Raw genomic sequence first — 23,264 nt, 5'->3', positions numbered from 1 at the left:
ATTGTACGCAGTGGGTACTGCTATACGTAGGCTGCTCTGGAAGCTGATGGCGGCGCAATCTTCTTCGCTGGCGGGATGAATCTCCTTACCGCTGACCCAACGGCATCAACCATGTCGTCAAACGGCCCCTTCGGGAACGTGCACATCTGCTGCTCCAACTCCGGCAGCTTCCGCGCATGCAGCACCCGGCCCCGCTGGTAGTGGTTCAGCACGCCCTCCGCGCGGGCGAACTTCGACTCGGACTGCGACACCGGCTTCACCTTCACCGGCATGTCATGCAGCACCGAACGCCACGTGTCGTGCCCCTGGTTCACCTCCAACAGGATCAGTCCGACCTGCGGGAACTCATCCAGGATCGCCAGTACCCGATCCCGCAGCAGCGGCCCGGGCGTCAGCTTCACCGCCCACGCCGCATGTACCGTGCACCGCTGCCGCTGCGCCGACCACGACACGACAGCCAACGCTGTGAAGTCGCTACTCTTCTTCGCCGTGACCGCAGGATCGATGGACAACATCATGTGCGTCACCGGGTCGACGCCGCCCTCGTCCGGGTAGCGGAAGTCCTCCGGCGTCCACAGCGCACCGTCCGCGGCGAGCGGATCGTTGGCCATGTTCTTCGCGTAGCTGCGGGTGTGCCGGATCTCGGTCAGATACGAGTACGGCCACTTTCCTGGCCACATCGACCGCTCCGTGCCATCCCGGCGCTGAACGATCGGCAGGCTGTGGTGCGGGCGGATGCCCTCCTCGCGGATCCACGCCTCCGCGTGGACGCCCTTCGCGGCCCGGACGAGCTGGTGGATGATGCTGCCCGGCATGGTGACGGTCCCGCAGATCACCACTCGCGCGTACACGTTGAGCGGAAAGATCGCGTCGACCAGGGTCGTGCGCCGCTTCCGGGCCAGTTCCGCCGAGTACGACGACTCGTCCGGTTCTATGTCGTCGCACAGGATGAGGTCGGGCCGCTGCTCGCCGACCTTCATGCCGAGGTTCGAGGAGTCGATGCCGCGGGCGGCGAACACGAACCCGGACTCGGCCATGTACATGGCCTGCGTGTCCGCGACGTTCGTGCCGGACGGACGCTTCGCCGCGGCGCACAGCGTGGGGAAGTCGCGGCGGAGCAGCTCGTTGGTGTCGATCTCCTTCTTGAACGTGGAGAGATGCCCCTGCGCGAGGCCGGCGGCCATGGCGAACGCGGCGACGAACTTGACGTGCCCGTGCGCGGCCGCCCACATCGGCAGCAGCAGGAACCACCACGTGCTCTTGCCCGTGTTGCGGGGCGCGATATAGGCGTCTCGTTCCTCGGCCGGCCCGGACGGGGGCCGTACCCAGCGGCGGCCGGCGCGGCACCAGTCGAGGTGTGCGTCCCCGAACGAGATCCGGCCGTCGGCGTCCTTGAGGTGGTGGCGCAGGTAGACCAGGGCGAACAGGAGCGGGTCCAGGCGGGTGAGGATCCGCCGGCCTTCCGGGTCGGCGAGGAGCCGCGGGTCGAACTGGGCGAGGTAGGCGTGCAGGTTGAAGGCCTCGGCGTCGAGGCCTTCGAGATAGCCGGGTGTGCGGGTTGCGGTCGTCACGGCTCAGCCCTCGCTGGCTTCGCGGTCGTCGAGGCTGTGGTGCACGGTGAGCCATCCGATCGAGCCGTCGTCGCGCTTGACGAGCTTGTCGGTTGGTCCGCAGGCGCACTGGCCATCGATGCTGGTGTCGTGCTCGATGAGGTCCCCGATGGGGGTGACGTGGAGGTCAGCCATCCGTACCGCCGTCGAGGATCTGCCGCTCTTCCAGATCGGTACGGGCCTTGGCCTCGCGCAGCATCTCCTGGAGCTCCAGATCCTGCTGGGTGACTTCGTGGACGGTCGCGTCGACCTTCACCGCGGCGTCCAGGCCGAGGAGCTTCCGGAAGCTTTCGCGGGCGCGGAGTGCGCGGTCGATGGCGCGGAGTTTGATGTCGTAGTCCGGGAGCGGGTTGCCGGCCTGGTCGTAGATGACCTTGCCGTGGGAGACCAAGACGTGGTCGGCGTTGAGGATGTCGAGGACTTCGTCGTACATGGCTTCGAGTCGGGTGACTTCGAGGTCGACGAGTTCTTTTCCGGGGCCGGCGCAGGCGTCGCGGATGGCGCGGCGGACGGCCATGATGGCGTTGGATTTGTCGATGCCGAGTTCGTCGGCGATCTGTTGGTAGGTCCAGCGTTGGGCGCGGAGCTGTGCGGCATAGGCGTCTCGTTGGGCGCCTTGGAGGGTGCGGGAGAAGCGGCCTCTGCCGTCGCGGAGCTTGTGGTCGTCGTCGGTTGGGTCGGCCATGGTGGATGCCTCCTGCCAGCCTGATACCTTTGAATCGTAGGCTAAGGCAGCTTTGAGGCTTTGATTCGTTCCCTTGAGGGGGATGATGGTGATGGTGTCCGACCGGGGCGGTCGCTGGGGCTTCGTCTACAAAACCAGGCAAAGGGTGTACAAGGCGCTGCGCCGCAAGGGCATGTCGAAGTCAAAGGCGGCGGAGATATCCAACGCTGGCCGGACGCACGCGCAGCGCAGCCTCATGGCCCGTAAGGCGGCCCGCACGCGGGAGGCGCGGGGGCGTAAGCGTCACTGAGAGGTGGCGGGTGGCAGGAGCCCCGGGGTGGCGGCGCCCCGGGGCTTCACCGTTTCCCGGCGGTCGCGTTCCTGGCGGCGGTAGCATCCCGGCACTGCGCACCGGGGGGTGCGCGCCTGAGCTGGGGGGTTTGTGATGGCTGGTGGCTGTCGGGATTGTCGAACATGCACGATGCCCGGGTTCACAAGGCTGGGGCAGAACTGGGCAGTTGGATTCATGCACCTGATGACGTGTGGGATCAGTTGGGTGGTGAAGCGGGGCGGGATGTCGCATTGCCCGCAGTGCAGGCATCTTCGTAGCCGGCACCAGACCAGGGTTGACGGCTCGTACTTGGATTGATGGCGGTATGGCGGAAGGCCCCGGCCGGGTGGCGGTCGGGGCCTTCGGTGTGTCGGGTGAAGTCTGTGGCAGGCGGGGGCTTCGGCCATGCAGGGGTCAGGCAGAGAGTTCGGTGATCTCCTCGTCGGGCACCGTTGCGGCAACGAGCGTGACGGTCTCGGCGTGCCCGGCGCGGGCCTGGTCCTCGGTGGCGTACCGCTGCATGTACTGGTCGCCGTCACCACTGCCGAACACCATGGTCTCGAAGATGATCGGCGGCCCGTCGTTGGTGAAGTTGTGGTTGGTGCCGAGCCAGACCGTGGACACGTCCCACTCGATTTCGGGAACGGTCGTTGAGGTGATGCGGGTTCGGGCAACTCTGGCGTACTTCATGTCGCCGAGGAGCCGGTCAGCGGTGGCGACGTCGAGGGGCTGGCCCTGGCGGTCGTACCAGATATGCATGGGGTTCGTCCTGTCGTGTCGGGCGGTCAGTCTGAGGGCGTCGCGTAGGAACGGAAGCCGATGCGCTGGGCTTCGGCGGCCAGGGTCTCGCGCCAGCCGTCCGGCGGCGGGTGCTCCGCGTCCTCACCGTCACCCCGGTAGTACAGCCAGGGCTCCGAGTCGGGGCCGACCGCGATGAACTCGATGCCGAGCCGCTTGGCGTCGGCAAGGAGCACGTCCAGGGCGACGGCAAGGCCGCTACGGGTTTTCGCGTTACGGACCGGGTAGCGGGTGCACAGGGTTCCCTCTGTGGAGACCTGCGCGACGTCGGGGTCGTTGTCGGCGAACCCGTCGTCGCTGTATTCGACTTTGGCGTGCCAGCCGCCGTAGGGCTCGTCGTTGATGCGTTCGGCGAGCGGCGCCCAGGTGACGGTGATTCCGGTGGACCAGTAGCGGCCCGACTTGCTGATCACAGGCGGGGTCCTTTCGTCGCGGTGGGTTGAGCAGGACAGTCACGCGGCCGGATACACAGGCCAGCCACCCATGCCGACCGGCCGCCAGTCGTCCGGATCGTGGACATCAGCGGGCCGGTGCTCGTCGATGATCTGCCGCAGCCAGTCAGGCATCTCGCTGACCGGGGGCCAGAGGCTGGCCTCGTCCTGCCACTCGATGACGATGTCGACGCGGGTGATGTCACGGCGCAGGCCGTAGTCGAGGCGTAGGCCGACGGGCTTGCGGCTGCGACCGGTTAGGTCTGTCAGCGGAGGAGCGTCGGTTAGGTCGATGCGGATCTGGTGCCGGATCTCGCGTATGGAGGCGGTGGCGGGCATTGCGGCTCCCGGGCGGTTGCGGTGGGTTGAGCGTATGGCGGGGGGCAAGCGGTGTGGGCGGGCGCGCGAAGCAGGCCCGCCAGTAGCTGGGGTCAGTCCTCGTCGTCGTAGTCCCAGGTGATGCCGCGCTCGTGCTCCGCGACGTGGGTCGTCTGGCCGTCGTCCCACTGGATGGCCTTGATGTCGTCGTAGCGGCCGCCGATGGCGGTGATCGTGCCGCCGATCTTCTGGGTGCTGTCGTCGGTGAGGTATCCGTAGACGCGCGCGTTGATCATGACTTCTCCTGGGGTGCGTAGCGGGCGGGATGGTCAGGCGGCCAAAGCGTCGGCGAGCAGCTCGACGCGGGCGGTGGCGGGGCAGTCGACGGGGTAGAGGACGGTGACGGTGGCGAGGCCGTAGGCGGGGTGCGTCTTGGGCTCGTCGGCGGCCGGCCGGACGACCGTGTAGGCGGTGCGGTGGATCGTGTAGGAGACGAGGCGGTCCAGTCGGAAGGAGCGGGACTCCTGGCTGTCGCGGTCCATGCTCTTCAGGAGGATGTCGCCGGCGGCGCTGACGACGATGTCGTACAGCTCGATGGTGCGGATGGTCTCGGTGCCGTCGGCCTTGGTGTAGGTGATGGTGATGGGCTGCTGCTTGTCGAGGGCGGTGATGAGGCGGGTGAGGGTCTGGGTGGTGGTCTCGTTCTTGGTGTGCCTCATCGGGTCCCCCTTGGTGTGGTGCTTGTACGGACTAGCGTAAGGGGTCCCCTTATGTGCGTCAAGGGACCCCTTACGGAGTTCAGGAACGGTCAGGTGGCCGACTTCTCTTGCTGCTTCATCCACTCGGCGAGCTTGTCGAGCGGGAGGACGCGGAACATCTCCCGCGAGAACTCGGCCTTCTGCTTCAGCTCCGTCAGGAGCTGGTGCAGGTGATAGGCGCACGCGTAGTTGGTCTTGACCTCGTCGGCTTCGGGGTCGCCCCAGTACACGACCCAGATGGCGGGGTCATTGCAGGGCGCCTTGTGCCTGCTCCGCGCCCCCTCACAGTAGAGACCGTGCGGGCTGGGCTTGCGGGGCATCAGTTGTCCTCTCGGTTCGAGCCGTCGTCCTTGAACTCGAAGCCGCGGCGGAGCATCTCCTGCCACAGCGCTCCGGCGCGCTTCGCCCGGATGGCCAGCAGCTCGTGGTCGTACTGGCTCGTCTCGCTGAGGTGTCGCATGACGATGCGGAAGGTCTCGGCGAGTTCGCGGATGCCCATGCCTTCGGGCGCCTTGCGGAGGGCGTAGTGGCACAGGCAGACGCAAGCGTCACGCAGGCTTCCAGAGCAGTCGGAGCCGGCACCGCCAGGATTCCGGCAACCGCATGGTTTCATCGAAGATCGCTGTACTTGGGTGTTCACGGACGCTCCTTGAGGATGTCGCGGATGTCGGAGAGGAGGGGGCGATAGCGGGGCTCGTACTCGCCCTGGCGGTCCTTGAGGCACCACTCGGTGGGCCGGCTGACGTCGCCGCCTCGGATGCTGGACCCGTAGACGGGCTCGACCTCGTAACGGCCGTCGCTGGTGACGTAGCCGTTGGTCCACTCGTTGCGGCGCAGGGTGCGGCGGGTGACGGCAGCCTTGCCGGAGACGGGCTGGACGGTCCAGCCCTTGGCCTCGGCGTCCTCGCGCCAGATGCGGGTGCAGTTGTCGCAGGCGTACACATCGTTCGAGCCCTCGCGGGTCATCACGTTCGTGGCCATCTGGCGGCAGGTGAAGCAGGTCTTGCGGGTCTGAGTGGCGGTGTTCATCGACCGAACGCCTCCTTGTTGATGCGGGCGAGGAAGGTGAGCTGGGGGCGCTGACGCCAGACGCCGCGGTAGCCGTGGGAGGTCTCGACCCACTCGGTCTCCCACTCGACGTCGACCAGGCCCAGGCGTTCCAGGACGCGGATCGTGGCGCGGGAGACGCCGTTGTAGGAGTAGAGGACGCCCGCCCGGTTGATCGCCTTCACGGCGCGGATCTGGGCCGGCGTGAGGCTGACGATGCGACCGTCGGCCAGCTTGATCTTCGTGTTGGCCATGGTCAGCTCTCCTCGATGTTCTTGAGCGCCTGGATTGAGTCGGAGACGGTGCCGAAGCCGATCGGCTCGTGGATGAGTCGGCGGCAGTTGAGGTAGTTCCGGATGGCCTCGGCGGTCTCGGTTCCGGCGTGCTTGCGCAGGAGTGAGCGGAGGTAGTTCTTCTGCTTCTCGGTTGCCGGGCCGCCGTTGTTGAAGCCGTAGTACCGGTGGGGGATGCCCTGCTTGTCCAGCGCGTCGGCGAAGCGGTCGTACACGCCCTGAACGTCCGAGCCGAACAGTTCAGTAGCGAGGCGGTTCTCCTCGTCCTCGCTCATCCGGTCCATTGGGCCCCCTTGGTCGGTGCTGGACCACAGAGGGCGGATCAACCTTCATCACGTGGTAGGAGCGGTGTACGTCCTCACTGGCGCTGATCCGGCCAGGATGCTGCCACAGTCCTGCAGCAGTGAGGATCCACTATCACCACGCTCGCCTTGGGCTTAGCCACTGTGTATGCGTTTACGGGTCAATTCCCGGTGCGCCTTTCGACGCCGCTACCCAAGTTCTGATTCGCCCTCTGTGGAGTTGTTGCCGGGTTCCCCCGACACATCCACTGTAAGGGTACCCCTTACGTCATGTCAAGCCTCCCCCTACACTGAATCCATGACCACACCGCCGGCCCCCTTCGAGAACCTCAAACACCTCGCCGAACAAGGCAACGCCACCCAACGCGCAAAGGACGTCAGCACCGCCCTTCAGGCAATCCCGGACCTGCAGAAGTGGCTGCGCGAGATCCGGCACGGCGCCGTCCAGGAGATGCGCGAGGACGGCCTGAGTCACGCGCAGGTGGCCGCAGAGCTCGGCATCAGCCGCGCCCGCGCTCAACAGATCGCGGAGGGGCGCACCACCGGCAAGCGGGCCGACCTGCCGGCCCGCCCGGCGAGCAGCGAGGAGAAGACCGCATGAGCAAGCAGCTCACTGTCGCCGCCTACCCCTCCGGAGAGGTCCGCCTATCCGCGAGCCTGCTACCCGAGGAGATCCGCCACGGCGCTTACGTGCGAGGCCTCAGCGCCGAGGGTGCCCGCGAGTTGGCGGCGGAGTTGCTCAAGGCTGCAGGCGAGGTTGAGCAGGACCCGAGCGTGGGCCCGGTGCGCCCGGACGAGGAGCCCACGTGAACGCCGTGCTGCCCATCATCGTCAGCCTGACCGCGCTGTACGGCTTCGCCTGTGGCCACTTCGGCATCGAGCCGGGCGGGCCCCTCTGGCTGAGCTGGCCGCTGCCGATCTGGAACCGGATCGCCCACGACTGGCGACACCCCCGACCGCGCCCCAACTACGCGCGGATCGCCCGACTGGAACAGGAACTCGGCATCGGGCGCCCGGAGGAGGAGACCACCACATGAGCAACGTGACTGACTGCTTCGTCATCGTCGGCGACACCGAAGACGCAACCGCCGAGACCATCGCTCCCAAGGTGGCCGCGATCATCCGCCCCTTCCTCTATCTGGTTCCCCCAGACGATGACCAGGACCTTACCGACGTCCCGGTCATCTCGGCGGCACGCGAAGACATGCGCGGTCTTCAGGGTGGCCCGAAGGCGGCGGGCAGTGCGGTGATTTGGTTCGCCTGGAACTACGCCCGACCCGCCGAGTTGGTGGAGCGCCTGAAGGCGGAGGGGTTCAAGCACATCACCGTGTGGTGGCACCACGAGTTCGCTGGCCTGGACGGCATCCCGCCGACGGTGGTCAGCTGGTAGCCCACCGCATGACGACGGCCCCGCCCGGAAACGAGCGGGGCCGCAGTACGCCCGGCCTACCCCTGCACCGTCACGCCTGTGATCTTCACCGACACCTTCGTACCCGACGACGCCGTACTAATCACAGTCGGCGTGTAGTTCAGACTCGTCTGGTCCGACAACTCAGCCGTCTCGATCACCGCACCCGACTCATCCCCGTGAATCTCGTACGTGATCTCGTACACCGCATCCGGGTCAACAGCCGTGCTGTCACCCAGGAACGTCAGGTCGGGCTCCACCGTCATGTTGCAGCCCGCGGACCCGAAGCACTGCCGCTTCGTCGTCTTCAGCTTGATCGTGAAACTGTCGACGGTGACGTCCTCGTACGTCGGCTCTGTCTCCTCCGCGGCAGCGGTATCGGCGTCCTCCTCGCCTGAGGCTTTCGACGCGGTCGCGGTGGTGGCCGGCTTGCTGTCGTTGTGACTGGACTGCACGACCACGATGCCGGTCGTGATGACAGCGGCGATTACGGCGGTGGCTGAGCCGATGATGATCGCGTTGGTGCGGTTCTTCTTCGGTGGGGCGGGCGGTGGGAAGGCGGGCGGTGGCGGTGTGGTGCTCATGGTCCCCCCAAGGGCAGTGGTGCAATGCCGTGCATCATCCGCCTCGATGGCTGCCGCGTGTAGCCGGTGTGCCCGTTCTGTAACCCGGACAGGGGAAAGCCCCGCCACGACGGGGGAATGCGCGGCGGGGCCTCGGATCCAGTGTGGCAGGCGGTCAGCTCTTGCCACTGCTCTTCCGCTTGCCCGGGATCGGCTTCTGTTCCGGCCTCACCCAGCCGCCTCGTGACGACCGGTACGTCGTCTCATGCCCCTGCAAGCGGGGGTCGTCGTCCTTGATGGGCTTCTTGAATCCGAGTGCCATGATGGCGGTCTCCTGTCTCGTGTGAGGGATGGGGACCGGGGCGGCCGGCTAGCTGCCAGGCGGACGGCCGCCCCGGGGTAGATGGCCCGGTAGATGCCGGGTAGATGGCGGTAGATGAGCCGGTAGACGTGCAGGTCAGGCGGCGGTAGACGCCTCGGTAGACGGCTCTTGGGCGGCGGCCGGGGAAGGGGCTTCGAGATCCCTCCGGCGCACCCCCCAAGTCGGGATCCCGCCCACCTTCACGTTGCGGTCGACGGGGATCCCCCAGCGCTCCAGATGGGCCCGGAATGTGGCCACATCCAGGTCCTCGAACATGCCGTGAGTTTGGGCGTGCGCGAGGAGGTCTCGGAGGTGCACGCCTTGGGCGTCGCCGATGCGCTGCCGAATCCAGTCGAGGGTGGCCGCGCGGACGTCGTCCGGGGAGTGCCCTTCGGGCTGCTCGGGAACCTCCTCGTCACCCGCCTCGATGCTGGCCCGTCCGGCCCGCCAGGAAGCGATCAGCCATACAGTGCTGAGGAGCCACAGTAGGTTGGGTACAGCCCGGACCAGCCGCCACAGCAGGTACAGGCCGAAAGTGAGGGCGGAGAGGCGGAGCCAGCAGCCGAGGGTGGCACGCCAGCCGGTCAGGTCGTGGCGTCGGCCGCGCGCGACCCAGGCCGCCAGGCGCGCGCCCAGGCGGCGGCTGACGGCCGCGGACCCGGCGGCGAGCCGGGCGGCCGGGCGGGCGAGACGGCTCACAGGATCCCCGACCCTTGCACCGCGGCGACTACCCCGTCCCCGACCCCATTGAGCGCGCCGGGCAGCCACGACAGGGCACCTGCGACACCCGCGGTGAGTAGCAGATCCGATCCGACGAAGAAGCCGCCAACGATCCGCCGTTTGTCCTTCTTACCTGCGGATTTGTAGGAGAGGAAGACGAGGAACACGGCCAGGACAGCGATGACGGCGCCGGTCGCGCCGAGGCCGGTGAGCTGACCGGTGGTCAGGCTGTTCCCGGCGGTCACGCCTGCGGCGTTGGCGCCTGCGCGCTCGCCTGTCCCGTTGGCGACAGACCCGGTGTGGGCGTGGGCCCAGCCGAGGAGGCCGCCCGGGCAGGCGGCGGCGCAGGCGGCGGCGGCGAAGCCTTTGCCGAACATGGTGAGTTGCTTCATTTCCCGGCCGCCGGTGTACCAGGGGTACAGGTTCGCGGTCAGGATGAGGAGGGCGGCGAGGAGGCCGCCGAGGGTGAGGGTGGTGGTGCCGTTCATCGGTGGACTCCGGTAAGGGCCAGGATCGGGTCGAACCAGTTGAGGACGCCGAGGCCGCCGACCAGCGCGGTGACGAGAAGGAACCGCGGCACGGCCCGGCCGGTGTGCCGGTCCAGGCCCCAGGCGGCGGCGAGCGCCACGCCGGCGATGACGTAGGCGGCGCCGATACCGGCTTCGGTACGGGCCTGGTGGACGGTGTGGCCCCAGATCCCGACCGGGCTGCGGCCGTTCGCCCAGGGCAGGAACGCGACGATGATCGCGACGATCATCCGCCAGGTGACCAGCGCATCCCACGCGCGTTCCCACAGGCGCGGACCGGGCTCCGGATCGGGGTCCGGGCTGGTCAGGACGATCTCGTGGACGTGCCGGACTTCGACGGTCCGCGGCTCCGGAGCCGGTGGGACGGGCAGCGGACCCGAATCCGCGGGCGGTGGCGGGGGCGGGGGTGGTGTCCGCCATGGCGGGGCCTCGCCGGGCTCGGGGAGCCGGGCGGGGAGCGGGGTGCCGGCGGGGATGACGCGGGTGGGGGTGACGGGGCGGCGGGGTTCGGGGATGGACACGGTGGGCTCCTGGTGGCCGAGGGGGCGGGCGCCGAGGCGGCGGAGGTGGTGGCGGGCGCGCAGTTCGTCACCGTCGGGCGACGGCTGCGCGCCCATCAGCCGGCCACCTTCCGCAGCAGCCGCATGTAACGGGCGACGGTGTCCGGGGACGGGGCCTTGCCTGTGGCCTTGGCGACGTAGCGGACTGCTTCGCCGTCATCACGGATTCCGCTGTCCCAGGCGATCCGGACGGCGTCCTTCGTGCTCACAGCGCCGGGTCGGATCGCGAGTACGTCGGCGTCCGGATCGTCCGCGGACTCGTCCGGACGGTCCGGATCGGCGGATCCGCGGTCCGCTTCGAGGGCGATCCGCTCGGCTTCTGCGAGTGCGCGGGCTCGGTTCACTCGGCGCCGGACGGGCACGCGGGACAGCTCGACGGCGGCTTCGGCGAGTTCCTGCTGAAGGAACGCGGCGTCACGCTTGCCGAGCGGCACGGCCTGGTAGTCGAGGACAACAGCCCACAGCCCCTTCGCAAGACCGGACACGGCGGCACCGACGAGGCCGGTGGCGGCGTTCCCGAAGATCCAGCCGTGCGCGGCGACTGCGCCCATGGCCACGGCCAGCGACAGGTATCCGCCGACGCGGGCCTTCCTCACGCGGTCGGGGGTGTACCGGCCGAGCCACTCGATGATCGTGCAGCCGATCCAGACGAGGTCGAACAGCGCAGCGGCGCCGTATGCGGCGGCGGCCGGGGTGACGCGGTTGAGGAGGTCACCGATGGAGGCGGTGGAGAAGCCGACGCACCCGAGGAGGGCGAGGGCGACGATGGCGGTGACGACGTTGAGGCCGATCTGGTCCCAGTCCCGGGGCGGCAGGGGGACCTCGATGGTTTCCTCGTCGGGGACCATGCGGGTCCTACCGTCCATGGTGTGGGGGACGAGGCGCTCGCGGGTGATGCGGCGGGTCTTCACGGTGCTCCTCCGGGAGCGGGCTGGGCGGGGTTAGTGGTTGCGGGCCCAGGCGCGGATGTTGGGGCCGATGCCGGCGGTGATTCCGGCGATGCCTGCGATGGCGATGCAGATGATGTACGCGGTGTTCATGGGTGGCTCCTGTCTGGGGTGTGGGTGCCGTCCCTCCCGGCCGTGGGGGAACGGGTGCGGGAGGGACGGCTGCCGCGCGGCGGGACGAGGGGATCGGGTTACCGCCGCGCGGCGGTCTGGGTGGGTTAGCGGTAGCGGCGGCGGTCTTGCTGCTCCCAGAGCTGCCCTTGGGTGGCGGCCTTGGCGATGGATCGGCGGTGGCCTTCGCGACGCTTGCGGGCGGCCCGTTCGGTGGCGGACTCGCGGCCGGCGTACTTGGCGGCGCGTTCGCGGTCGTTGCCGAGCAGCTTGTCGAGGAAGCCCATCAGGCGTGCCCTCGTCCACTGCAGGTGCCGCAGGTGCGGAAGACGGTGGTCTGGCTGCCGTCGGGGTTCGGGGTGGTTTCGGGGTGGCCGCCTTGGCCGCCGCAGGAGCCGCAGGTGGGTCCTTGGTAGCTCATGCCGCACCTGCGATCTGGCGGAGGCGGTTCGCGTAGTCGCCGCGGGTGGTCGGCTGGGTGATGCGCGGGAGGAGGTCGAGGAAGTGGCGGTCGCCGCTGGTGATGTCGTTGGCGAGGGCGACGCGTTCGTCGGTGGTGAGCGGCAGGCTGGCCGGGTGCTCGGGGTTGTGGTCGAGGAGTTCGGCCATGGTGATGAGTTGGTGGCGGAGGATGCCGGGCTGGCTCATGCGGTCACCGCCGGGGCGCTGAGGTCGTTCCGCTCCAGGGAGAAGGCGAGGAGGACGAACTCGCCGTGCTGCTCGCGCAGGAAGTCCATGACGGACCGGGTGATGTCCATGCGGGTGTGAATGCCGGGCGTGACGTCGATCGTGGCGTCGCGGGTGAGTTGTTGTCCTCGGATGCCGATGGTGGCGATCCAGTAGTAGGGCACGGGCTGCGTGGCAGGGGTGGGCTGCGTTTGGGTTTGGTCGGTACGCTCCATGGCGGACCTGCTCCTTCGTCACGGTTGTGGGTGGGTCCGCCCCCGGCCCATATGGCGTTCCAGCGCCGGGCCGGGGGCTTTTGCATCAGCAGCGTTGGGCTGCTTCCGCCACTGTATGGCATGCCATACGCTGAGGGGAAGCAGCCCGCCCGAACGAGATGAGGCCGGGTGTGATCGAGGAGGTTCAGAGGGTGGTCGACGCCATGAACGCAGTGCGCGCTATCGAGGACCCGGCGCGAAGGGCGCGGGCCATCAGTGAGCTTCTGAAGGCGCAGACGGAGAAGGAGCCTGAGCTCCGGGAGGAGCGGCGGGAGATCGTGCTCAAGATGCGAGAGGAGAAGGTCTCGTTCCGGAAGATCGCTGCCGCGCTGGACGTCTCGCTTGGCACGGTGCAGGACATCGTGCGCGGGCACTCAGGCCCGTGGGGTACGCGGGCCAAGTCGGAGAAGCCGGAGGCGTCGGATGGATGAGCTGGTTTTTTTGCGGTGGCTCGGCGAGCAGATCGACGAGGACGAGCGGACCGCGCGGGCGACAACGTGGGACGGCTCAGACAACAAGCTGTCGTGGGAGCTGATCGCGTCCGCCACGATCGACGTGGGCGGCGATGAGTTCTACGTCGGTGACCGCACGATCGCGAACCACATGATGGCGCACGATCCGGAGCGGGTGCTGCGGGAGATCGACGCCAAGCGGCAGCTGGTCGCCCTACACAAGGAGATCGAGGACCCTCAGGAGATGCAGGACTACTGCGCCACCTGCGAGCCAGAGGGAAATTACCCGTACTACCCGTGCAAGACGCTGCGCCTGCTCGCGCTGTCCTACGCGGACCGGCCCGGCTACCGCGAGGAGTGGCGTCCGTAGCCGTCCTGTACGCAGCTGCGCCCCCGTCGTCTACTTCGGCGGGGGCGTTCTTGCTGTAGCAGCGCTGGTCTGTCGGCAGCAGCATTGCGACGGCCAGCACGACCATGGTCACACGCCCGTCAAGCCGCTGTCGGGATGCCGCTGCCCCAGCCCGCTGGCAGGCTGGGCTTATGCCCACGGTGATCGTGTACCCGCCCGACGAGGACGGCGGCCGGCGTGTCCGCGTGGGCGGGGTGATCTTGGGTCGGGCATTCCGGCTGGAGGACGTGGCCGCGTTCCTGCAGACGGCCGGCCTGGACGGCATCGACGACCTGGACGTGGCCGCCGCGGGCTGGATCGTATGGCGGGGCGGCGGGCCGGACGACTGGGTGCACTAGCCGTCTTGCTGCTCCTCGTGCTCTCGGATGCCCTGGCGGAATCGGGCGATCAGTTCCTCGTCGGTCATGGCGTCGGTTTCAGGGGTGCGTTTCACGCTGACGATGTAGCGGGTGTCTCCGTTGTAGTCGGAGGAGGCGACGCGGTATTCGCTGCTTTCGGCCATGGCTGGTTCCCTCCCCTGGGGGTGAGGGTTCAGGGTGCGCCCGGGCATGACGTGCGTCAAGGGCGCATACATCTACCGTTCCGGCCGGGCGGGGCGTAGCGTCGGGGCTGCACAAAAGGGGGGCGCCCTCACTGGCCCGCCGCGCCTTCGGGTACGGCGGGCCGCGTGCTGCCCGGGAACGCGCGAGCACCCCGTCCGGTTCAGTTCGGGCGGGGCGCTCGGGGGTTGGCCGTCGCGCCCCAAGGGGCCGTCGCCTCTGGCCGCCCTCGATCGGGGCGGTACAGCTGGTGGTCGTCCGGCTTTGGGCCGACTGGTTCTCGGGTGCTCGGGTTTCCCACGCGCAGACGGACGTCCCACTGTCAGGATGCCACGGGCGTCAAGCGGGGGCTGTTGCGCGTGGCCATGGTGCGGCGTGTCCGGTGGTGAGGAGTTCGGTGTTCAGCACGGCGCCGTCGGGTGCGGTGATGGTGCCGAGGAGCCTGCCGTAGTTGTCGTTGCGGTCGCGCTGGGTGCGGACGGTGAGGAGCCCGTCGGGGCAGTGCTGGCCGAACCAGTCGATGACCCAGGCGAGTGCGGCGCTCCCCTCGGGCGTGGACAGTTCGGGGGCGTTGAGGCCGGCGGCGCGGATACGGACGTCGTGCTGCCACACGTGCATGCCCAAATCCACATGCAGGATCCACGTGTCGGCGTCGATGGGGCGGACGAGGCGGGCCTGGTACTCATACACGGGGCGGCTCCTGGTGGACGGTCGCTTGGGTCGCTGCCGTGTCGGGTGTGAGCGGGCCGCGTATCCGGTTGGAGCAGGTATCCCAGTGCATTCCAGTGCTGGACCAGTAGCCGCATTCGACGTAATCGCGGTCGTTGCAGCTGCTGGGGTTGCGATGGCAGGCGGCGCATTGGTGGTCGCCGTGGGCTGGGCACTTCGCGGTGGGGTCGGGGAAGCAGGGGCCGTCGTGCTCGCTGCAGGTTGTTGCCGCTGTCGTCGGTTGGTCGAGTGCGGTGTGCCAGCGGTGGAGGGTGTCGGTGTCGATGACGGCGGTGGCTTGCCGGGTGCCGGGTGTGGGCCGGAATTCGGCGAGGACGACGGCGAGGATGCGGGCGAGTTGGTCGGCTCGGTCGCGCTGCTGCTCCCAGTCTTCGACGGTGGGTGCGGCGTCGCCGCGTCCGCAGGTGGGGCAGTAGCCGCGGGAGACCTGGCGGAGCGCGGCGAGCGTGTCCAACTCGGTCCGCAGCTCGGCGAGGACAAAGTCGGCTTCGCCATAGTGGTGCTTGCTGGGGATGTCGTTGCCGGACAGGGCGTGACGGTTGTCGTACCGGTGGATTGCGTGGGCGATGCGCGTGCGGAGCTCGGCGTTTGAGGCGGCTTTGGGGCTGGCCTTGCTGTCCTCGTTGGGCTCAAAGTCGGCGTGCTGGTCTGTCATGGCTTCTTCTTCCTGCGGGTGCGGGCGAGGGCGCGTCGGGTGGCCCGGTTCGGCTTGGGGTCGGGTGCGGTGTCGTCAACGAGCTGCTCGACGATGCGGGTCTGCCAGGTGACGCCTGGCCGGGGCGTGTGCTCGCCGCGGGGGCTGCTGCTGGGGCCGGTCACGGCTGCTCACCTCGCACGGCTGTGCGTCGGGCGGGTTCGGTGGCGTCGAGTAGGGAGAGGGCGTGCTGTAGCAGGGCGCGGCAGATGGCGCGCTCTCGTGGGTCTTCCGGGGCCGCCATGTCGATGAGGTAGTGCGTGCGGGTGCCGTCGAGGTCGCGGGTGCTCCGGTAGACGAGGTGGGGGCCGGGGTTCAGGTCGTCGGGCATGGGGTCTCCTGTCGGTGCGGGGCTGCACGCCTCTGTGAGGCTCTGGGGCGGGCGGACCGCCGTACTCCCCGCGGCGGCCCGCAATGCATCCGCTAGGCCGCTTCGGTGGCCTCGTGGTCGCTGAACCGGAGGTCGCTGCCGGGTGCTTGCCAGCAGGTTCCCCACGGCTGTTCAGTGGCGACGAGTCCGGCTTCGGTGGGCGGGAGGCAGCGGCGGTCGTCTCCGAACTTGCCGACTCGGTGCTTGTCGGCGGCGCTGTCGCTGTTGAAGGTCTCGTGGCAGGCGGGGCAGTGGGCGCGGCGGAGGCCGGTCCAGGTCTTGCCGCATTCGGCGTGGGAGTGCATTTCGGGTGTCCTCTCTGGGTGGGGCTGTGGCTGGCGCTCTGGGGGTTCGAGGCGGCGGGGGAGCCGCGTGAGGGGGTTAGGCCGTCTGGCGCTCGCTATGAGTGCGGAAAACGGCAAGTTCGGGTTGGGGCGGCAGATGGGCGCACAGGGCCGTGGATGGCGGTTGTGCGCCCGACGCGGGCCGTGGGGTCAGGTGTCCGTCTCGGGCTGGCCGGACCGGATCACCCGGGGGCGGTCGGGGTTCATCAGGCAGGTGTCGGGGTCGATGCCCTCGCAGTTGCGGCAGGAGTGCGTCTCGGGCTGGCCGGGCCGCGCCACGGCGGCGTCGGCTCCGATGCCGAGGATGTGCACCGGGTCCATCGGCGGCTGCTTGACGGGGTGTCCGGGGCAGTGCACCGGGTCCATGCCCGGCTGCGGCTCCCAGTTGTGCTGTGCGTGTGGCTGCTGGGTCCTGGCCCAGTTGCACGGGAGCGTGGTCCGGCCGTCCTGTGTCGGGTCCTGCTGCGCCTCGCGGGGGCCCTCGCAGCACCAGTCGCCTGCCGAGCACGGGGTCGGGATCGCCGAGGGCCGTCCGCACGGCTCTTGCTGCGCCTCGCTGGCGTAGCAGGGTCCGTCAGTGCGGTGCACGGTGCTGGGCGTCTCGGGCTCGCCACAGACACAGCGCCGCGTCTCGTCCTGCTGCGCCTCGCCAGCCAGACGACGCAGCTCGGCCGTGGCCCACGTGATCCCGTTCTGAACGGCGATGGGGAATGGCGCTCGGGTCGCGTCGATGCGGTCGGCAGCGTCACGCAGGACGGCTGTCTGGTCTGTGGGCGCGGGCAGCACGGCGTCGGTGAGGCGACGCACCAACACGTCCGCGAGATCGTCGACCTTCACCGTGATCTGCAGCGGCCCGTTGGGGGCGTGGTCGACGCTGCGGAGTTCCTCAAACGGAGAGGCCTTGATGGCGGCGACGACCTGCTCCCGCAGCGTGTTCCGGTCGGTGGCGGGCGCCGGGCCAGCAGACGAGACGGCGGGGTCGTCGGGCTTGTGCGGGACGGCACCGATGGCGTTGTCGCCCCAGCAGTACCGCACCCCGCGGTCGTCAACGGGGCCACAGTGATCCTCGCCCCACTCGCCGCCTGTGTGGCCGGCCTCGCGGATGCAGCGATGGGTGCCACCACTGTGCTCGTTGACGATGTACGCGGTGCACTGCTCGGTCGGTTCGGTCACGGCTTCTCCTGGTGGCTGGTGCGGGCAGGCGGACGGGCGGTCAGGCGGCGAGCATCTGGTCGGCGATGGCCTCAGCGGCCTTCACCCGGCGCACGCACAGCTCGGCATCCGCACGGTTGATCTCGACGAGGAAGCAGCGGCGACCCTCAAGGACCGCGGCCACGCCGGTGGATCCCGAGCCGGCGCACGGGTCGACCACGAGGTCACCGCGGACCGTGGACGACTCGATCAGATCGGCCATCAGCGGAACCGGCTTCTCATTCGAGTGGCGGGTCGCAGCACTCCTACCCGGCCGCTGGTAGCGGAGGATCGAGCCGCGACGCAGACGGGCCGACAAATTCCCGGCCCCCTTCTGCCGGTCGCTGGCCCGCTTGACGTGGACGCCGTAGGTGATCGGCTCGTGGCCCGGCCCCCACGGGGACGTGAGATCACCGCTGCCGATGTCGAGCTTGTCCCAGACCAACTCGGTGGTTCCGCCGAGGCGTAGCGGGCCGGCCAGAGTCTCGGGCCGGTAGCCGAAGACGTACACGTGCCGGGACGGGGCGAGTCCGCCGTTGAAGGTTCCCTCCGGGCCGACCCACTGGCCGAGGACGGCGGGCCAGTCGACGGATCCGTCGTCGCCGGGGATCTCGGTGAAGGTGCTGGAGCGGCCGGAGTTGTAGCGCATGCCGTAGGGCGGATCGGTGCACAGCAGCCCGTACCAGTTGGGGACGGTGCCGATGATCTGTGGGTCGCGGCAGTCGCCCCAGATGATCGTGGCGCGGTCGGTGTGGTGGAGGATTTCGCCGCCGGGTGGCGGTGTGAGGGCGAGGTCCAGGGCGGGCGCGGTCACGGTGGTCCTTCCAGCGGTTCGGGGTGGGCGGGTGTCGCAGGGCGGGATGTGGGAGGCTGGCGCCGGCCTGGGCGCGGTAACGGCGCGCCCAGGCCTTGCAGTGCGGGTCATGCGGCGTTCTTGCTGGCGGCGCGTTGACGACGCCGGAGGTTGTAGACAGCCGACTCGCCCTTGCCGACCGTCCCGCGCACGGCGCCGGCCCGCCGGTCACAGCCCCAGTGCGACGACGCGGTCTCCCCTTCGTGCCACAGCCCGCGGAACGCTCCGCGCGCACGGCCGATCAGGGACCGGAACGTTTGGGCCTCGATGTCGAGCAGGTTGGCCGCCTCCAGGTAGTCGCCTGTCGCAGCAAGCGCCGTGAAGGCTTCGCGCTGGCGCGGGGTGAGCGAGTCCAGAATCTGCTCCAGGGCGATCCGCTCGATGATCCCGGCCTCGGGGCTGGGCGTGGCGCGGCCGGCCCATTCCCAGTACGCGGCGTATCGGGCGCCGTTGTTGCTGGTGTCGCGGCGGGCGCCGTGGTGGCGCATCGCAGCCTTCACGTCCTGCACCAGGGCTTGGCGGCCGGCCTCAAGGAGGTCGCGTCGGCTGGGCGGTTCGTCGGTGGTGCAGAGGTGTTCGACGATGCCGTGCCAGGCGGCGGAGTAGAGGTCGTCGCGGTCGCCTGCGGGCCACCAGGTGCGGTTGTTCATGACGACGGCGCGGGCGAATGCGTCGAGGTCCCGCATGGTGTAGCCGTGGGCTACGGCGGTGGTTGCGGTCATGCGCTGCTCCTGGTGGTTGGTGTGGGTGTGGTCACGGCCGGGCGGCGGCAGACACGGCGGCGGTGCGCAGCTGCAGCGGCGGCATGTCGGGCTTCTTGTGCGAACCCGAGCAGGCGATGTTCAGGTCGTTGCGGTGCAGGGGCAGGCACCCGTTCTTCAGCGGCACGAAGAGCGTCAGTGGGTGCTTGGTGCACTTGAACGCCGCGGGGCAGAGCACACGGCCGACGGCCCATTCCTGGTCCGTGAACCCCTCGGTCAGTTCCATTCGCTTGGCTTCCATCCGCTCGTAGGTGGGGTCTGTCGGAGGCAGCGGGACGCCGCCGATGAGGGGGGTGCCGTAGGCGGCGAGCCGCTCGCGGGCCTCGGCGAGTTCGGCGCGGAGGCGGCGGATCTCCTCGGCCAGCTGCGGCACGTCGGTCCCGGCGAGGACGTCGGCTTCGTCCGACTGATGGACGTACTCGTACAGGTGGCCGGCGCGGCCGAGGATCTCGTCGAGGTCGAGGGGCTGGTCGGTGGGCGGGGTCATGGCGGGCTCCAAGGGGTGACGGGGCGGGGGGCGGGGGTCAGGCGGCGGGGGCGAGGTCGGTGAAGCAGCCGCAGCCGCCTTCGTCGAACAGGTCGAGCTGGTCGGGCTGCTCCTCGATGCGCTGCCGGAGAGCGGCCAGCGTGAGCGGCTTCGTCTCCCCGCCGGTGCGGTCCCGGAGGATCGCCACGTCCTTGCCGAGCAGCGCGCGCATCTTCGCCTCGGCGCGCTCGGCACGGGCGTACCTGGCGGGGAAGACCCTCAGCAGCCGTATCCACTGGGCTTGGCCGCCCTTGACGCAGGCGCCGCCGCAGTTGTTGTGCGCGAACCCGAGCTCGTACAAGCGCGGCACGGGCAGACCGGCGTCGCGGGCTTCGGTGAGGAGCTGCCGCTTGTCGAAGTACGGCGGCCGGGTCAGTGGCGCGTCCACCGTCCACGGGGCCCAGCCCTTGACGATGGCGGGCAGGCGCTCGGTCTCGGTCCAGTCGATCCCGACGTACAGCGTCGTGTTGTCGAACGTCAGCTCAGGGTTGGCGGCGAGCCAGATTTCGCAGGGCCTGAGCTTCAGCTCCAGTGAGCACTGTGCGATCCGGGTGTTGCCGAGCCAGCGCTTGTCCTCGAACACCTGCCACGGGTCTCGTTCCTGCGCGTCGGCGACGCGGGTGATCGGAATGTCGAGCTGAGCGCTGGCCGCGTCGTTGAACGCGTGGAGCCCTTTGTCCTCGGCGTTGGTGTCGGCGAACAGCAGCGTGACGCTGGCCGCGCCGTGTTCGGCGATGACCTGGCGGGCGGTGGCCCAGGAGGTGATCCCTCCGGACCACATCACCACGTGCTGGGTGCTGGCCATGTCGGGTCCTTTCGTGGGTGTGGTTGGGGTGGGGCGGGGACAGGCTCAGGAGACGGGCTGCGGGTCCGCACCGGCCGCGACGGCCAGCAGCACGTCGGCATGGCACGGCTCGTCGGGCGGGCACCAGCACATGAGGTCCCGTCCTGCGAGCTGCTCGCGCGCGGCCTCGACCAGGCTGGGCCGCCCGGCGAGCCAGCGGCGGTACATGGCGACGGCCTGTTCCCGGGTGGCGTCCTGCACGAGGTGCCACGTGACGGTCTTGTCGGGGTGGACGAAGGCGTGCCGCTGGCCGGAGGTCTTGCCGAGGCGGCCTTCGTGTTCCCACTCGGAGCCGTCGAGGGCGGGCATGCGGACTTGGGTGCAGGGGTTGCCCCATCGGGTGCCGCGGCCGACGTAGACGGCGCCTTCGGGCTTGCGCCATCCCTTGGTGCGGCGGCGTTGGATGCGGGTGGGCATTTCGGGTCCTTTCGGTGCGATGGCAGTGGTGCGGCGGGGTCAGGCGGCGGGGTGGTTGGCGAGCTCCAGCAGGACGTCTGCGTGGCAGGAGAGTTCGGGTGGACACCAGCAGAGGAGGTCGCGGCCGGCGAGCTGTTGGCGGGCGGCGGCGTGGAGGTCGGGCTGGCTGGTGAGCCAGGCGCGGTACCAGGTGACGGCGACGCGGTGGGCTTCGGTCTGGTCTTTGCTGCCGAAGATGACGCCGTTGGTGCGGGTGTCGATGACGGCGTGGGTGGGGCCGCATTGCTTGATGGCGTAGGGGTTGCCCCAGGGGGTGCCGCGGCCGACGTATTTGGCGTCGGCGGGTGCGCGCCAGCCTTTGGTGCGTTTGCGCTGGAGGCGGCGGGGCTGGGTGTCGAGGGCGAGTTGACGGGTGGTCATGGTCGGGTCCTTTCAGGCGGCGGTGCGGTAGGCGGAGCGGAGGCGGCTGGTGATCCAGGCGTGGCCGCAGTCGGGGCAGCGGTAGGCGCTGCGGTTCTGGGTGTCGTCGGTGCGTTCGGCGCGGGGCTGGACGCCGGGGCGGCAGCAGTTGGGGCAGGTGTCGGTCACGGTGGGCTCCTGTCAGGCCGCGTCGTGGGGTGCCTCGGGTGGGTGGCTTCCTGATTCGGGTTCGCAGCCGAGGTGGGTGTCGTAGCCGCGGTCGAGTCGGTAGCCGGTGAGGGGGGTCTCGCAGACGGTGCAGAGGGGTGTTTGTGAGGGGTCTGCGGCGGGTGTTCCCTTCCCCTTCCCCTCTCCTAGAGGGGGGGAAGGGGGGGAACCTGGGCCGGGGGAAGGTTCCCGTGAGGTTCCCGGGGAATGGTTGACCTGCGGTTTTTCAGATTCCCGGGGGGTTCCCGGGGAACCTTCCCGGGGAACCCCGTCGGGGAAGGTCTCGGGGAAGGTATCCGGGGAACCCAAGTTGTCCCGGTTTTTCCGCATCCTGACGGCGGCGGCGATCTTGTCTTTGCCGATCTTGATTTGGGCGTGCGCGAGAGCCGCGATCGTCCGCGGATTCCCGGCGTCGTTCGGCAGGCCGAGGTCGTCAATCCGCTGGACGAGCCACTCGACGGTGCCCTCGGCGGCCTGCTCCATGTGGTCGTAGTCCATGAGGACGTGGCGGGTGCAGCCGGGCCGGTAGCTGTTGCCGTCCTTCTGCGCCTGCCGGACGATGACGAACGCGTCTGGGCCGATCCCGGTACGGGTGTGGGTGCGCTTCAGCAGCAGCGTCCCACCTCCCTGCGCCCGCAACTCCCACACGTGGTCAACGTCCTGGGTCTTGGCGGAGGAGCCGCGGGCGCCGCGCTCGCCGTCCTTGCCCATGTGGTCCAGGCGGACGGAGGCAATGCCGGCGCGTTTCAGCGGCAGGAGGGTGTGCCGGTAGAGGGACAGCCAGGTGTCGGCGTCGTTCTCGGGTCCCGAGATGAATCGGGAGACGGTGTCGAGGCAGACGACTTGGGCTTCCACTTCTTTGACCATCTGCATGAGGTCCGCGCCGCCGCCCGCGGTGTCGAGGGGGCGGATCGGCGGGAACGAGGCGTAGGTGAGGAGTCCCATGCGGCCGGGCCCGCCGCCGTAGGACAGGAACCGTTCCTGGATGTCCTGGTGGCCGTTCTCGGCGTCCACGTACAGCACGGAGACGGGCGGTTGGGGACGGTCGCCGAGGAAGGATTGCCCGGTGGCCATGCGCCACAGCCACTCCTGTACGAGGAGAGACTTTCCGGCTTTGCCGTCGCCGACGATGGTGATCTGCTGGCCGGGCGCGAGGAGTTTGCCGGGGAGGAGTTCGACTTGCCCGAAGTTGGTGGCGAAGAACGGGTCCCAGTCGACGAACGCACTCGTCAGGTGGGAGGGGCCGCTACCGAAGGCGGCGCGGCGCTCTTCGTAGGCCCGGTGCTCGGCATCGAGCTTGTCGAGTTCCTCACCGGTGGCGCCCGCGGCGATGGCCGTCTTGATGCGGTTGGCGTGCTCGTCGTGGCGGCGGACGACCGCGACCTCGGCGATCCGCTCGGCGAACGCGGCGGCCATGCTGCCGGAGATGGTCTGCGCGCCGAGCTTGACGAGGAGGTTGCCGCCGTCGACTTCACGGATCCGCTTGAGCTTCTCAATCTCGGCGCGGACGGTGACGGGATGGAGCTGCTTGTTCTCGGCGACCATGCCGCCGACGACGTCCCAGATGAGGCGGACGCCGGGCTGGTAGATGTCGTCGCGGTCGATGATCTGCGCGCACTCAAGGTAGGCGGTGCGGTCGTGCATGATGACGCCGCCGACGTAGTTCTCTGCTTCGGCGTCGTGGGGGCTGGCGCGGATGAGGCCGTCCTGGTCCGCCGTGTCGCGCGGGCTCATGTGGCGGACGTTCTCCACGGGCGGTCTCCTCAGAAGAGCGTTGTCGTCGGGCACTGGTGCGATATGAGGTGCTGGTGCGGGCAG

General features: G+C 69.2%; 45 protein-coding genes. 8 read left to right on the top strand and 37 right to left on the bottom strand.

What is annotated here, in order from left to right; all coding sequences use genetic code 11:
* Positions 1–20 precede the first annotated feature (20 nt).
* From ACIBBH_RS30010 to ACIBBH_RS30000, 3 genes are read right to left on the bottom strand one after another with little or no spacing between them, the layout of a single operon-like run.
* Complete coding sequence (locus ACIBBH_RS30010; RefSeq protein WP_399409938.1) at positions 21–1,571, bottom strand: hypothetical protein; 1,551 nt, start codon at positions 1,569–1,571, stop codon at positions 21–23.
* Positions 1,572–1,574: 3 nt separating this feature from the next.
* On the bottom strand, positions 1,575–1,745 hold the full coding sequence (locus tag ACIBBH_RS30005; protein ID WP_399409936.1) for a hypothetical protein: 171 nt from the start codon (positions 1,743–1,745) through the stop codon (positions 1,575–1,577).
* Positions 1,738–2,295, bottom strand: a complete 558-nt coding sequence (locus tag ACIBBH_RS30000; RefSeq protein WP_399409934.1) for a hypothetical protein — start codon at positions 2,293–2,295, stop codon at positions 1,738–1,740. The genes ACIBBH_RS30005 and ACIBBH_RS30000 overlap by 8 nt, the downstream gene beginning before the upstream one ends.
* A gap of 82 nt (positions 2,296–2,377) precedes the next feature.
* Between ACIBBH_RS30000 and ACIBBH_RS29995 the strand changes: the two genes are divergently transcribed.
* Positions 2,378–2,584, top strand: a complete 207-nt coding sequence (locus ACIBBH_RS29995; RefSeq protein ID WP_399409933.1) for a hypothetical protein — start codon at positions 2,378–2,380, stop codon at positions 2,582–2,584.
* 435 nt (positions 2,585–3,019) lie between these two features.
* Here ACIBBH_RS29995 and ACIBBH_RS29990 read toward each other — a convergent pair whose 3' ends face one another.
* From ACIBBH_RS29990 to ACIBBH_RS29945, 10 genes are all read right to left on the bottom strand, one after another.
* Entirely contained in the window at positions 3,020–3,364 is a 345-nt protein-coding gene (locus ACIBBH_RS29990; RefSeq protein WP_399409931.1) for a hypothetical protein, read from the bottom strand.
* 26 nt (positions 3,365–3,390) lie between these two features.
* The gene (locus ACIBBH_RS29985) at positions 3,391–3,816 is read right to left on the bottom strand and encodes a hypothetical protein (RefSeq protein WP_399409929.1); all 426 of its coding nucleotides are present in this window, start codon (positions 3,814–3,816) and stop codon (positions 3,391–3,393) included.
* 39 nt (positions 3,817–3,855) lie between these two features.
* Positions 3,856–4,173, bottom strand: coding sequence for a hypothetical protein (locus ACIBBH_RS29980; RefSeq protein ID WP_399409927.1), 318 nt, complete (start codon positions 4,171–4,173; stop codon positions 3,856–3,858).
* A gap of 92 nt (positions 4,174–4,265) precedes the next feature.
* Entirely contained in the window at positions 4,266–4,448 is a 183-nt protein-coding gene (locus ACIBBH_RS29975) for a hypothetical protein (RefSeq protein ID WP_399409925.1), read from the bottom strand.
* A gap of 33 nt (positions 4,449–4,481) precedes the next feature.
* Positions 4,482–4,871 carry a WYL domain-containing protein gene (locus tag ACIBBH_RS29970; RefSeq protein WP_399409923.1) on the bottom strand — a complete coding sequence of 130 codons (390 nt, stop codon included), beginning with the start codon at positions 4,869–4,871 and terminating at the stop codon, positions 4,482–4,484.
* Positions 4,872–4,960: 89 nt separating this feature from the next.
* A complete protein-coding gene (locus ACIBBH_RS29965) occupies positions 4,961–5,230 on the bottom strand; it encodes a hypothetical protein (RefSeq protein ID WP_399409921.1) in 270 nt (89 codons plus the stop codon).
* Complete coding sequence (locus ACIBBH_RS29960; RefSeq protein WP_399409919.1) at positions 5,230–5,409, bottom strand: hypothetical protein; 180 nt, start codon at positions 5,407–5,409, stop codon at positions 5,230–5,232. The genes ACIBBH_RS29965 and ACIBBH_RS29960 overlap by 1 nt, the downstream gene beginning before the upstream one ends.
* 137 nt (positions 5,410–5,546) lie before the next feature.
* Positions 5,547–5,939, bottom strand: a complete 393-nt coding sequence (locus ACIBBH_RS29955; protein ID WP_399409917.1) for a hypothetical protein — start codon at positions 5,937–5,939, stop codon at positions 5,547–5,549.
* Positions 5,936–6,211 (bottom strand): hypothetical protein, encoded by a 276-nt coding sequence (locus ACIBBH_RS29950; RefSeq protein ID WP_399409915.1) that lies wholly within the window; start codon positions 6,209–6,211, stop codon positions 5,936–5,938. The genes ACIBBH_RS29955 and ACIBBH_RS29950 overlap by 4 nt, the downstream gene beginning before the upstream one ends.
* A 2-nt stretch (positions 6,212–6,213) precedes the next feature.
* Positions 6,214–6,525 carry a hypothetical protein gene (locus ACIBBH_RS29945; RefSeq protein WP_399409913.1) on the bottom strand — a complete coding sequence of 104 codons (312 nt, stop codon included), beginning with the start codon at positions 6,523–6,525 and terminating at the stop codon, positions 6,214–6,216.
* Between the two features lie 325 nt (positions 6,526–6,850).
* Here ACIBBH_RS29945 and ACIBBH_RS29940 point away from each other — a divergent pair, with 325 nt between their 5' ends.
* Genes ACIBBH_RS29940 through ACIBBH_RS29925 form a run of 4 tightly spaced genes read left to right on the top strand, consistent with a single transcriptional unit; the run spans position 6,851 to position 7,942 of the window.
* Complete coding sequence (locus ACIBBH_RS29940) at positions 6,851–7,153, top strand: sigma-70 family RNA polymerase sigma factor (protein ID WP_399409911.1); 303 nt, start codon at positions 6,851–6,853, stop codon at positions 7,151–7,153.
* Positions 7,150–7,362, top strand: coding sequence for a hypothetical protein (locus tag ACIBBH_RS29935; RefSeq protein ID WP_399409909.1), 213 nt, complete (start codon positions 7,150–7,152; stop codon positions 7,360–7,362). Before ACIBBH_RS29940 ends, ACIBBH_RS29935 begins: the two co-directional genes overlap by 4 nt.
* Complete coding sequence (locus ACIBBH_RS29930) at positions 7,359–7,589, top strand: hypothetical protein (RefSeq protein ID WP_399409907.1); 231 nt, start codon at positions 7,359–7,361, stop codon at positions 7,587–7,589. The genes ACIBBH_RS29935 and ACIBBH_RS29930 overlap by 4 nt, the downstream gene beginning before the upstream one ends.
* Positions 7,586–7,942 (top strand): hypothetical protein, encoded by a 357-nt coding sequence (locus ACIBBH_RS29925; RefSeq protein ID WP_399409905.1) that lies wholly within the window; start codon positions 7,586–7,588, stop codon positions 7,940–7,942. The genes ACIBBH_RS29930 and ACIBBH_RS29925 overlap by 4 nt, the downstream gene beginning before the upstream one ends.
* Positions 7,943–7,998: 56 nt before the next feature.
* On the opposite strand, the gene ACIBBH_RS29920 is transcribed toward ACIBBH_RS29925, so the two are convergent.
* From ACIBBH_RS29920 to ACIBBH_RS29880, 9 genes are all read right to left on the bottom strand, one after another.
* A complete protein-coding gene (locus ACIBBH_RS29920) occupies positions 7,999–8,544 on the bottom strand; it encodes a hypothetical protein (RefSeq protein WP_399409903.1) in 546 nt (181 codons plus the stop codon).
* A gap of 154 nt (positions 8,545–8,698) precedes the next feature.
* Entirely contained in the window at positions 8,699–8,845 is a 147-nt protein-coding gene (locus ACIBBH_RS29915; RefSeq protein WP_399409901.1) for a hypothetical protein, read from the bottom strand.
* Between the two features lie 135 nt (positions 8,846–8,980).
* Entirely contained in the window at positions 8,981–9,583 is a 603-nt protein-coding gene (locus ACIBBH_RS29910) for a hypothetical protein (protein ID WP_399409899.1), read from the bottom strand.
* Positions 9,580–10,092, bottom strand: coding sequence for a hypothetical protein (locus tag ACIBBH_RS29905; RefSeq protein ID WP_399409898.1), 513 nt, complete (start codon positions 10,090–10,092; stop codon positions 9,580–9,582). The genes ACIBBH_RS29910 and ACIBBH_RS29905 overlap by 4 nt, the downstream gene beginning before the upstream one ends.
* Complete coding sequence (locus tag ACIBBH_RS29900; protein ID WP_399409896.1) at positions 10,089–10,748, bottom strand: hypothetical protein; 660 nt, start codon at positions 10,746–10,748, stop codon at positions 10,089–10,091. Before ACIBBH_RS29900 ends, ACIBBH_RS29905 begins: the two co-directional genes overlap by 4 nt.
* The gene (locus ACIBBH_RS29895) at positions 10,748–11,602 is read right to left on the bottom strand and encodes a protein transporter Sec31 (protein ID WP_399409894.1); all 855 of its coding nucleotides are present in this window, start codon (positions 11,600–11,602) and stop codon (positions 10,748–10,750) included. The genes ACIBBH_RS29900 and ACIBBH_RS29895 overlap by 1 nt, the downstream gene beginning before the upstream one ends.
* Positions 11,603–11,856: 254 nt before the next feature.
* Positions 11,857–12,036, bottom strand: coding sequence for a hypothetical protein (locus tag ACIBBH_RS29890; RefSeq protein WP_399409892.1), 180 nt, complete (start codon positions 12,034–12,036; stop codon positions 11,857–11,859).
* A gap of 130 nt (positions 12,037–12,166) precedes the next feature.
* Complete coding sequence (locus ACIBBH_RS29885) at positions 12,167–12,397, bottom strand: hypothetical protein (protein WP_399409890.1); 231 nt, start codon at positions 12,395–12,397, stop codon at positions 12,167–12,169.
* Complete coding sequence (locus tag ACIBBH_RS29880) at positions 12,394–12,651, bottom strand: hypothetical protein (RefSeq protein WP_399409888.1); 258 nt, start codon at positions 12,649–12,651, stop codon at positions 12,394–12,396. Before ACIBBH_RS29880 ends, ACIBBH_RS29885 begins: the two co-directional genes overlap by 4 nt.
* A 170-nt stretch (positions 12,652–12,821) precedes the next feature.
* Here ACIBBH_RS29880 and ACIBBH_RS29875 point away from each other — a divergent pair, with 170 nt between their 5' ends.
* The 3 genes from ACIBBH_RS29875 (at position 12,822) to ACIBBH_RS29865 (ending at position 13,889) form a co-directional block, all read left to right on the top strand.
* Positions 12,822–13,121, top strand: coding sequence for a helix-turn-helix domain-containing protein (locus ACIBBH_RS29875; RefSeq protein WP_399409886.1), 300 nt, complete (start codon positions 12,822–12,824; stop codon positions 13,119–13,121).
* Positions 13,114–13,512, top strand: a complete 399-nt coding sequence (locus ACIBBH_RS29870; RefSeq protein ID WP_399409884.1) for a DUF6221 family protein — start codon at positions 13,114–13,116, stop codon at positions 13,510–13,512. Before ACIBBH_RS29875 ends, ACIBBH_RS29870 begins: the two co-directional genes overlap by 8 nt.
* A 170-nt stretch (positions 13,513–13,682) precedes the next feature.
* Positions 13,683–13,889 (top strand): hypothetical protein, encoded by a 207-nt coding sequence (locus ACIBBH_RS29865; RefSeq protein ID WP_399409882.1) that lies wholly within the window; start codon positions 13,683–13,685, stop codon positions 13,887–13,889.
* Here the strand turns inward: ACIBBH_RS29865 and ACIBBH_RS29860 are convergent.
* From ACIBBH_RS29860 to ACIBBH_RS29790, 15 genes are all read right to left on the bottom strand, one after another.
* On the bottom strand, positions 13,886–14,053 hold the full coding sequence (locus ACIBBH_RS29860) for a hypothetical protein (RefSeq protein ID WP_399409880.1): 168 nt from the start codon (positions 14,051–14,053) through the stop codon (positions 13,886–13,888). The genes ACIBBH_RS29865 and ACIBBH_RS29860 overlap by 4 nt on opposite strands.
* A gap of 376 nt (positions 14,054–14,429) precedes the next feature.
* Complete coding sequence (locus tag ACIBBH_RS29855; protein ID WP_399409878.1) at positions 14,430–14,780, bottom strand: thermonuclease family protein; 351 nt, start codon at positions 14,778–14,780, stop codon at positions 14,430–14,432.
* Positions 14,773–15,474, bottom strand: a complete 702-nt coding sequence (locus tag ACIBBH_RS29850) for a hypothetical protein (RefSeq protein WP_399409876.1) — start codon at positions 15,472–15,474, stop codon at positions 14,773–14,775. Before ACIBBH_RS29850 ends, ACIBBH_RS29855 begins: the two co-directional genes overlap by 8 nt.
* Complete coding sequence (locus tag ACIBBH_RS29845; RefSeq protein ID WP_399409874.1) at positions 15,471–15,638, bottom strand: hypothetical protein; 168 nt, start codon at positions 15,636–15,638, stop codon at positions 15,471–15,473. The genes ACIBBH_RS29850 and ACIBBH_RS29845 overlap by 4 nt, the downstream gene beginning before the upstream one ends.
* Entirely contained in the window at positions 15,635–15,844 is a 210-nt protein-coding gene (locus tag ACIBBH_RS29840; protein WP_399409872.1) for a hypothetical protein, read from the bottom strand. The genes ACIBBH_RS29845 and ACIBBH_RS29840 overlap by 4 nt, the downstream gene beginning before the upstream one ends.
* A gap of 92 nt (positions 15,845–15,936) precedes the next feature.
* Complete coding sequence (locus ACIBBH_RS29835; RefSeq protein WP_399409870.1) at positions 15,937–16,188, bottom strand: hypothetical protein; 252 nt, start codon at positions 16,186–16,188, stop codon at positions 15,937–15,939.
* Positions 16,189–16,377: 189 nt separating this feature from the next.
* A complete protein-coding gene (locus ACIBBH_RS29830; protein ID WP_399409868.1) occupies positions 16,378–17,400 on the bottom strand; it encodes a hypothetical protein in 1,023 nt (340 codons plus the stop codon).
* Between the two features lie 40 nt (positions 17,401–17,440).
* Positions 17,441–18,232: a DNA-methyltransferase gene (locus ACIBBH_RS29825; protein ID WP_399409866.1), complete on the bottom strand. Its 792-nt coding sequence runs from the start codon at positions 18,230–18,232 to the stop codon at positions 17,441–17,443.
* Positions 18,233–18,339: 107 nt separating this feature from the next.
* Positions 18,340–18,993, bottom strand: coding sequence for a hypothetical protein (locus ACIBBH_RS29820; RefSeq protein ID WP_399409864.1), 654 nt, complete (start codon positions 18,991–18,993; stop codon positions 18,340–18,342).
* Between the two features lie 31 nt (positions 18,994–19,024).
* On the bottom strand, positions 19,025–19,519 hold the full coding sequence (locus ACIBBH_RS29815; protein WP_399409862.1) for a hypothetical protein: 495 nt from the start codon (positions 19,517–19,519) through the stop codon (positions 19,025–19,027).
* 37 nt (positions 19,520–19,556) lie between these two features.
* Complete coding sequence (locus ACIBBH_RS29810) at positions 19,557–20,363, bottom strand: hypothetical protein (protein WP_399409860.1); 807 nt, start codon at positions 20,361–20,363, stop codon at positions 19,557–19,559.
* A 45-nt stretch (positions 20,364–20,408) separates the two neighbouring features.
* Positions 20,409–20,819: a DUF4326 domain-containing protein gene (locus tag ACIBBH_RS29805; RefSeq protein WP_399409858.1), complete on the bottom strand. Its 411-nt coding sequence runs from the start codon at positions 20,817–20,819 to the stop codon at positions 20,409–20,411.
* Between the two features lie 39 nt (positions 20,820–20,858).
* Positions 20,859–21,239, bottom strand: a complete 381-nt coding sequence (locus ACIBBH_RS29800; protein ID WP_399409856.1) for a DUF4326 domain-containing protein — start codon at positions 21,237–21,239, stop codon at positions 20,859–20,861.
* A gap of 12 nt (positions 21,240–21,251) precedes the next feature.
* Complete coding sequence (locus ACIBBH_RS29795; protein ID WP_399409854.1) at positions 21,252–21,407, bottom strand: hypothetical protein; 156 nt, start codon at positions 21,405–21,407, stop codon at positions 21,252–21,254.
* A gap of 12 nt (positions 21,408–21,419) precedes the next feature.
* Positions 21,420–23,198, bottom strand: a complete 1,779-nt coding sequence (locus ACIBBH_RS29790) for an AAA family ATPase (RefSeq protein ID WP_399409852.1) — start codon at positions 23,196–23,198, stop codon at positions 21,420–21,422.
* Positions 23,199–23,264: the final 66 nt, after the last annotated feature.

The organism is Streptomyces sp. NPDC051636 (assembly GCF_044453765.1).
GTDB lineage: Bacteria > Actinomycetota > Actinomycetes > Streptomycetales > Streptomycetaceae > Streptomyces.
The sequence above is the reverse complement of the archived record's forward strand: the minus strand, read 5'-3'. Positions and strand labels throughout refer to the sequence as shown.

Excerpts from the sequence above, each read along its gene's own strand:
- ACIBBH_RS30005 (WP_399409936.1), bottom strand. The coding sequence starts at position 1,745 with ATGGCTGACCTCCACGTCACCCCCATCGGGGACCTCATCGAGCACGAC.
- ACIBBH_RS30000 (WP_399409934.1), bottom strand. The coding sequence starts at position 2,295 with ATGGCCGACCCAACCGACGACGACCACAAGCTCCGCGACGGCAGAGGC.
- ACIBBH_RS29995 (WP_399409933.1), top strand. The coding sequence starts at position 2,378 with ATGATGGTGATGGTGTCCGACCGGGGCGGTCGCTGGGGCTTCGTCTAC.
- ACIBBH_RS29990 (WP_399409931.1), bottom strand. The coding sequence starts at position 3,364 with ATGCATATCTGGTACGACCGCCAGGGCCAGCCCCTCGACGTCGCCACC.
- ACIBBH_RS29980 (WP_399409927.1), bottom strand. The coding sequence starts at position 4,173 with ATGCCCGCCACCGCCTCCATACGCGAGATCCGGCACCAGATCCGCATC.
- ACIBBH_RS29975 (WP_399409925.1), bottom strand. The coding sequence starts at position 4,448 with ATGATCAACGCGCGCGTCTACGGATACCTCACCGACGACAGCACCCAG.
- ACIBBH_RS29970 (WP_399409923.1), bottom strand. The coding sequence starts at position 4,871 with ATGAGGCACACCAAGAACGAGACCACCACCCAGACCCTCACCCGCCTC.
- ACIBBH_RS29965 (WP_399409921.1), bottom strand. The coding sequence starts at position 5,230 with ATGCCCCGCAAGCCCAGCCCGCACGGTCTCTACTGTGAGGGGGCGCGG.
- ACIBBH_RS29960 (WP_399409919.1), bottom strand. The coding sequence starts at position 5,409 with ATGGGCATCCGCGAACTCGCCGAGACCTTCCGCATCGTCATGCGACAC.
- ACIBBH_RS29955 (WP_399409917.1), bottom strand. The coding sequence starts at position 5,939 with ATGAACACCGCCACTCAGACCCGCAAGACCTGCTTCACCTGCCGCCAG.
- ACIBBH_RS29950 (WP_399409915.1), bottom strand. The coding sequence starts at position 6,211 with ATGGCCAACACGAAGATCAAGCTGGCCGACGGTCGCATCGTCAGCCTC.
- ACIBBH_RS29945 (WP_399409913.1), bottom strand. The coding sequence starts at position 6,525 with ATGAGCGAGGACGAGGAGAACCGCCTCGCTACTGAACTGTTCGGCTCG.
- ACIBBH_RS29940 (WP_399409911.1), top strand. The coding sequence starts at position 6,851 with ATGACCACACCGCCGGCCCCCTTCGAGAACCTCAAACACCTCGCCGAA.
- ACIBBH_RS29935 (WP_399409909.1), top strand. The coding sequence starts at position 7,150 with ATGAGCAAGCAGCTCACTGTCGCCGCCTACCCCTCCGGAGAGGTCCGC.
- ACIBBH_RS29925 (WP_399409905.1), top strand. The coding sequence starts at position 7,586 with ATGAGCAACGTGACTGACTGCTTCGTCATCGTCGGCGACACCGAAGAC.
- ACIBBH_RS29920 (WP_399409903.1), bottom strand. The coding sequence starts at position 8,544 with ATGAGCACCACACCGCCACCGCCCGCCTTCCCACCGCCCGCCCCACCG.
- ACIBBH_RS29915 (WP_399409901.1), bottom strand. The coding sequence starts at position 8,845 with ATGGCACTCGGATTCAAGAAGCCCATCAAGGACGACGACCCCCGCTTG.
- ACIBBH_RS29905 (WP_399409898.1), bottom strand. The coding sequence starts at position 10,092 with ATGAACGGCACCACCACCCTCACCCTCGGCGGCCTCCTCGCCGCCCTC.
- ACIBBH_RS29900 (WP_399409896.1), bottom strand. The coding sequence starts at position 10,748 with ATGGGCGCGCAGCCGTCGCCCGACGGTGACGAACTGCGCGCCCGCCAC.
- ACIBBH_RS29890 (WP_399409892.1), bottom strand. The coding sequence starts at position 12,036 with ATGGGCTTCCTCGACAAGCTGCTCGGCAACGACCGCGAACGCGCCGCC.
- ACIBBH_RS29885 (WP_399409890.1), bottom strand. The coding sequence starts at position 12,397 with ATGAGCCAGCCCGGCATCCTCCGCCACCAACTCATCACCATGGCCGAA.
- ACIBBH_RS29880 (WP_399409888.1), bottom strand. The coding sequence starts at position 12,651 with ATGGAGCGTACCGACCAAACCCAAACGCAGCCCACCCCTGCCACGCAG.
- ACIBBH_RS29870 (WP_399409884.1), top strand. The coding sequence starts at position 13,114 with ATGGATGAGCTGGTTTTTTTGCGGTGGCTCGGCGAGCAGATCGACGAG.
- ACIBBH_RS29865 (WP_399409882.1), top strand. The coding sequence starts at position 13,683 with ATGCCCACGGTGATCGTGTACCCGCCCGACGAGGACGGCGGCCGGCGT.
- ACIBBH_RS29860 (WP_399409880.1), bottom strand. The coding sequence starts at position 14,053 with ATGGCCGAAAGCAGCGAATACCGCGTCGCCTCCTCCGACTACAACGGA.
- ACIBBH_RS29850 (WP_399409876.1), bottom strand. The coding sequence starts at position 15,474 with ATGACAGACCAGCACGCCGACTTTGAGCCCAACGAGGACAGCAAGGCC.
- ACIBBH_RS29840 (WP_399409872.1), bottom strand. The coding sequence starts at position 15,844 with ATGCCCGACGACCTGAACCCCGGCCCCCACCTCGTCTACCGGAGCACC.
- ACIBBH_RS29835 (WP_399409870.1), bottom strand. The coding sequence starts at position 16,188 with ATGCACTCCCACGCCGAATGCGGCAAGACCTGGACCGGCCTCCGCCGC.
- ACIBBH_RS29820 (WP_399409864.1), bottom strand. The coding sequence starts at position 18,993 with ATGACCGCAACCACCGCCGTAGCCCACGGCTACACCATGCGGGACCTC.
- ACIBBH_RS29815 (WP_399409862.1), bottom strand. The coding sequence starts at position 19,519 with ATGACCCCGCCCACCGACCAGCCCCTCGACCTCGACGAGATCCTCGGC.
- ACIBBH_RS29810 (WP_399409860.1), bottom strand. The coding sequence starts at position 20,363 with ATGGCCAGCACCCAGCACGTGGTGATGTGGTCCGGAGGGATCACCTCC.
- ACIBBH_RS29805 (WP_399409858.1), bottom strand. The coding sequence starts at position 20,819 with ATGCCCACCCGCATCCAACGCCGCCGCACCAAGGGATGGCGCAAGCCC.
- ACIBBH_RS29800 (WP_399409856.1), bottom strand. The coding sequence starts at position 21,239 with ATGACCACCCGTCAACTCGCCCTCGACACCCAGCCCCGCCGCCTCCAG.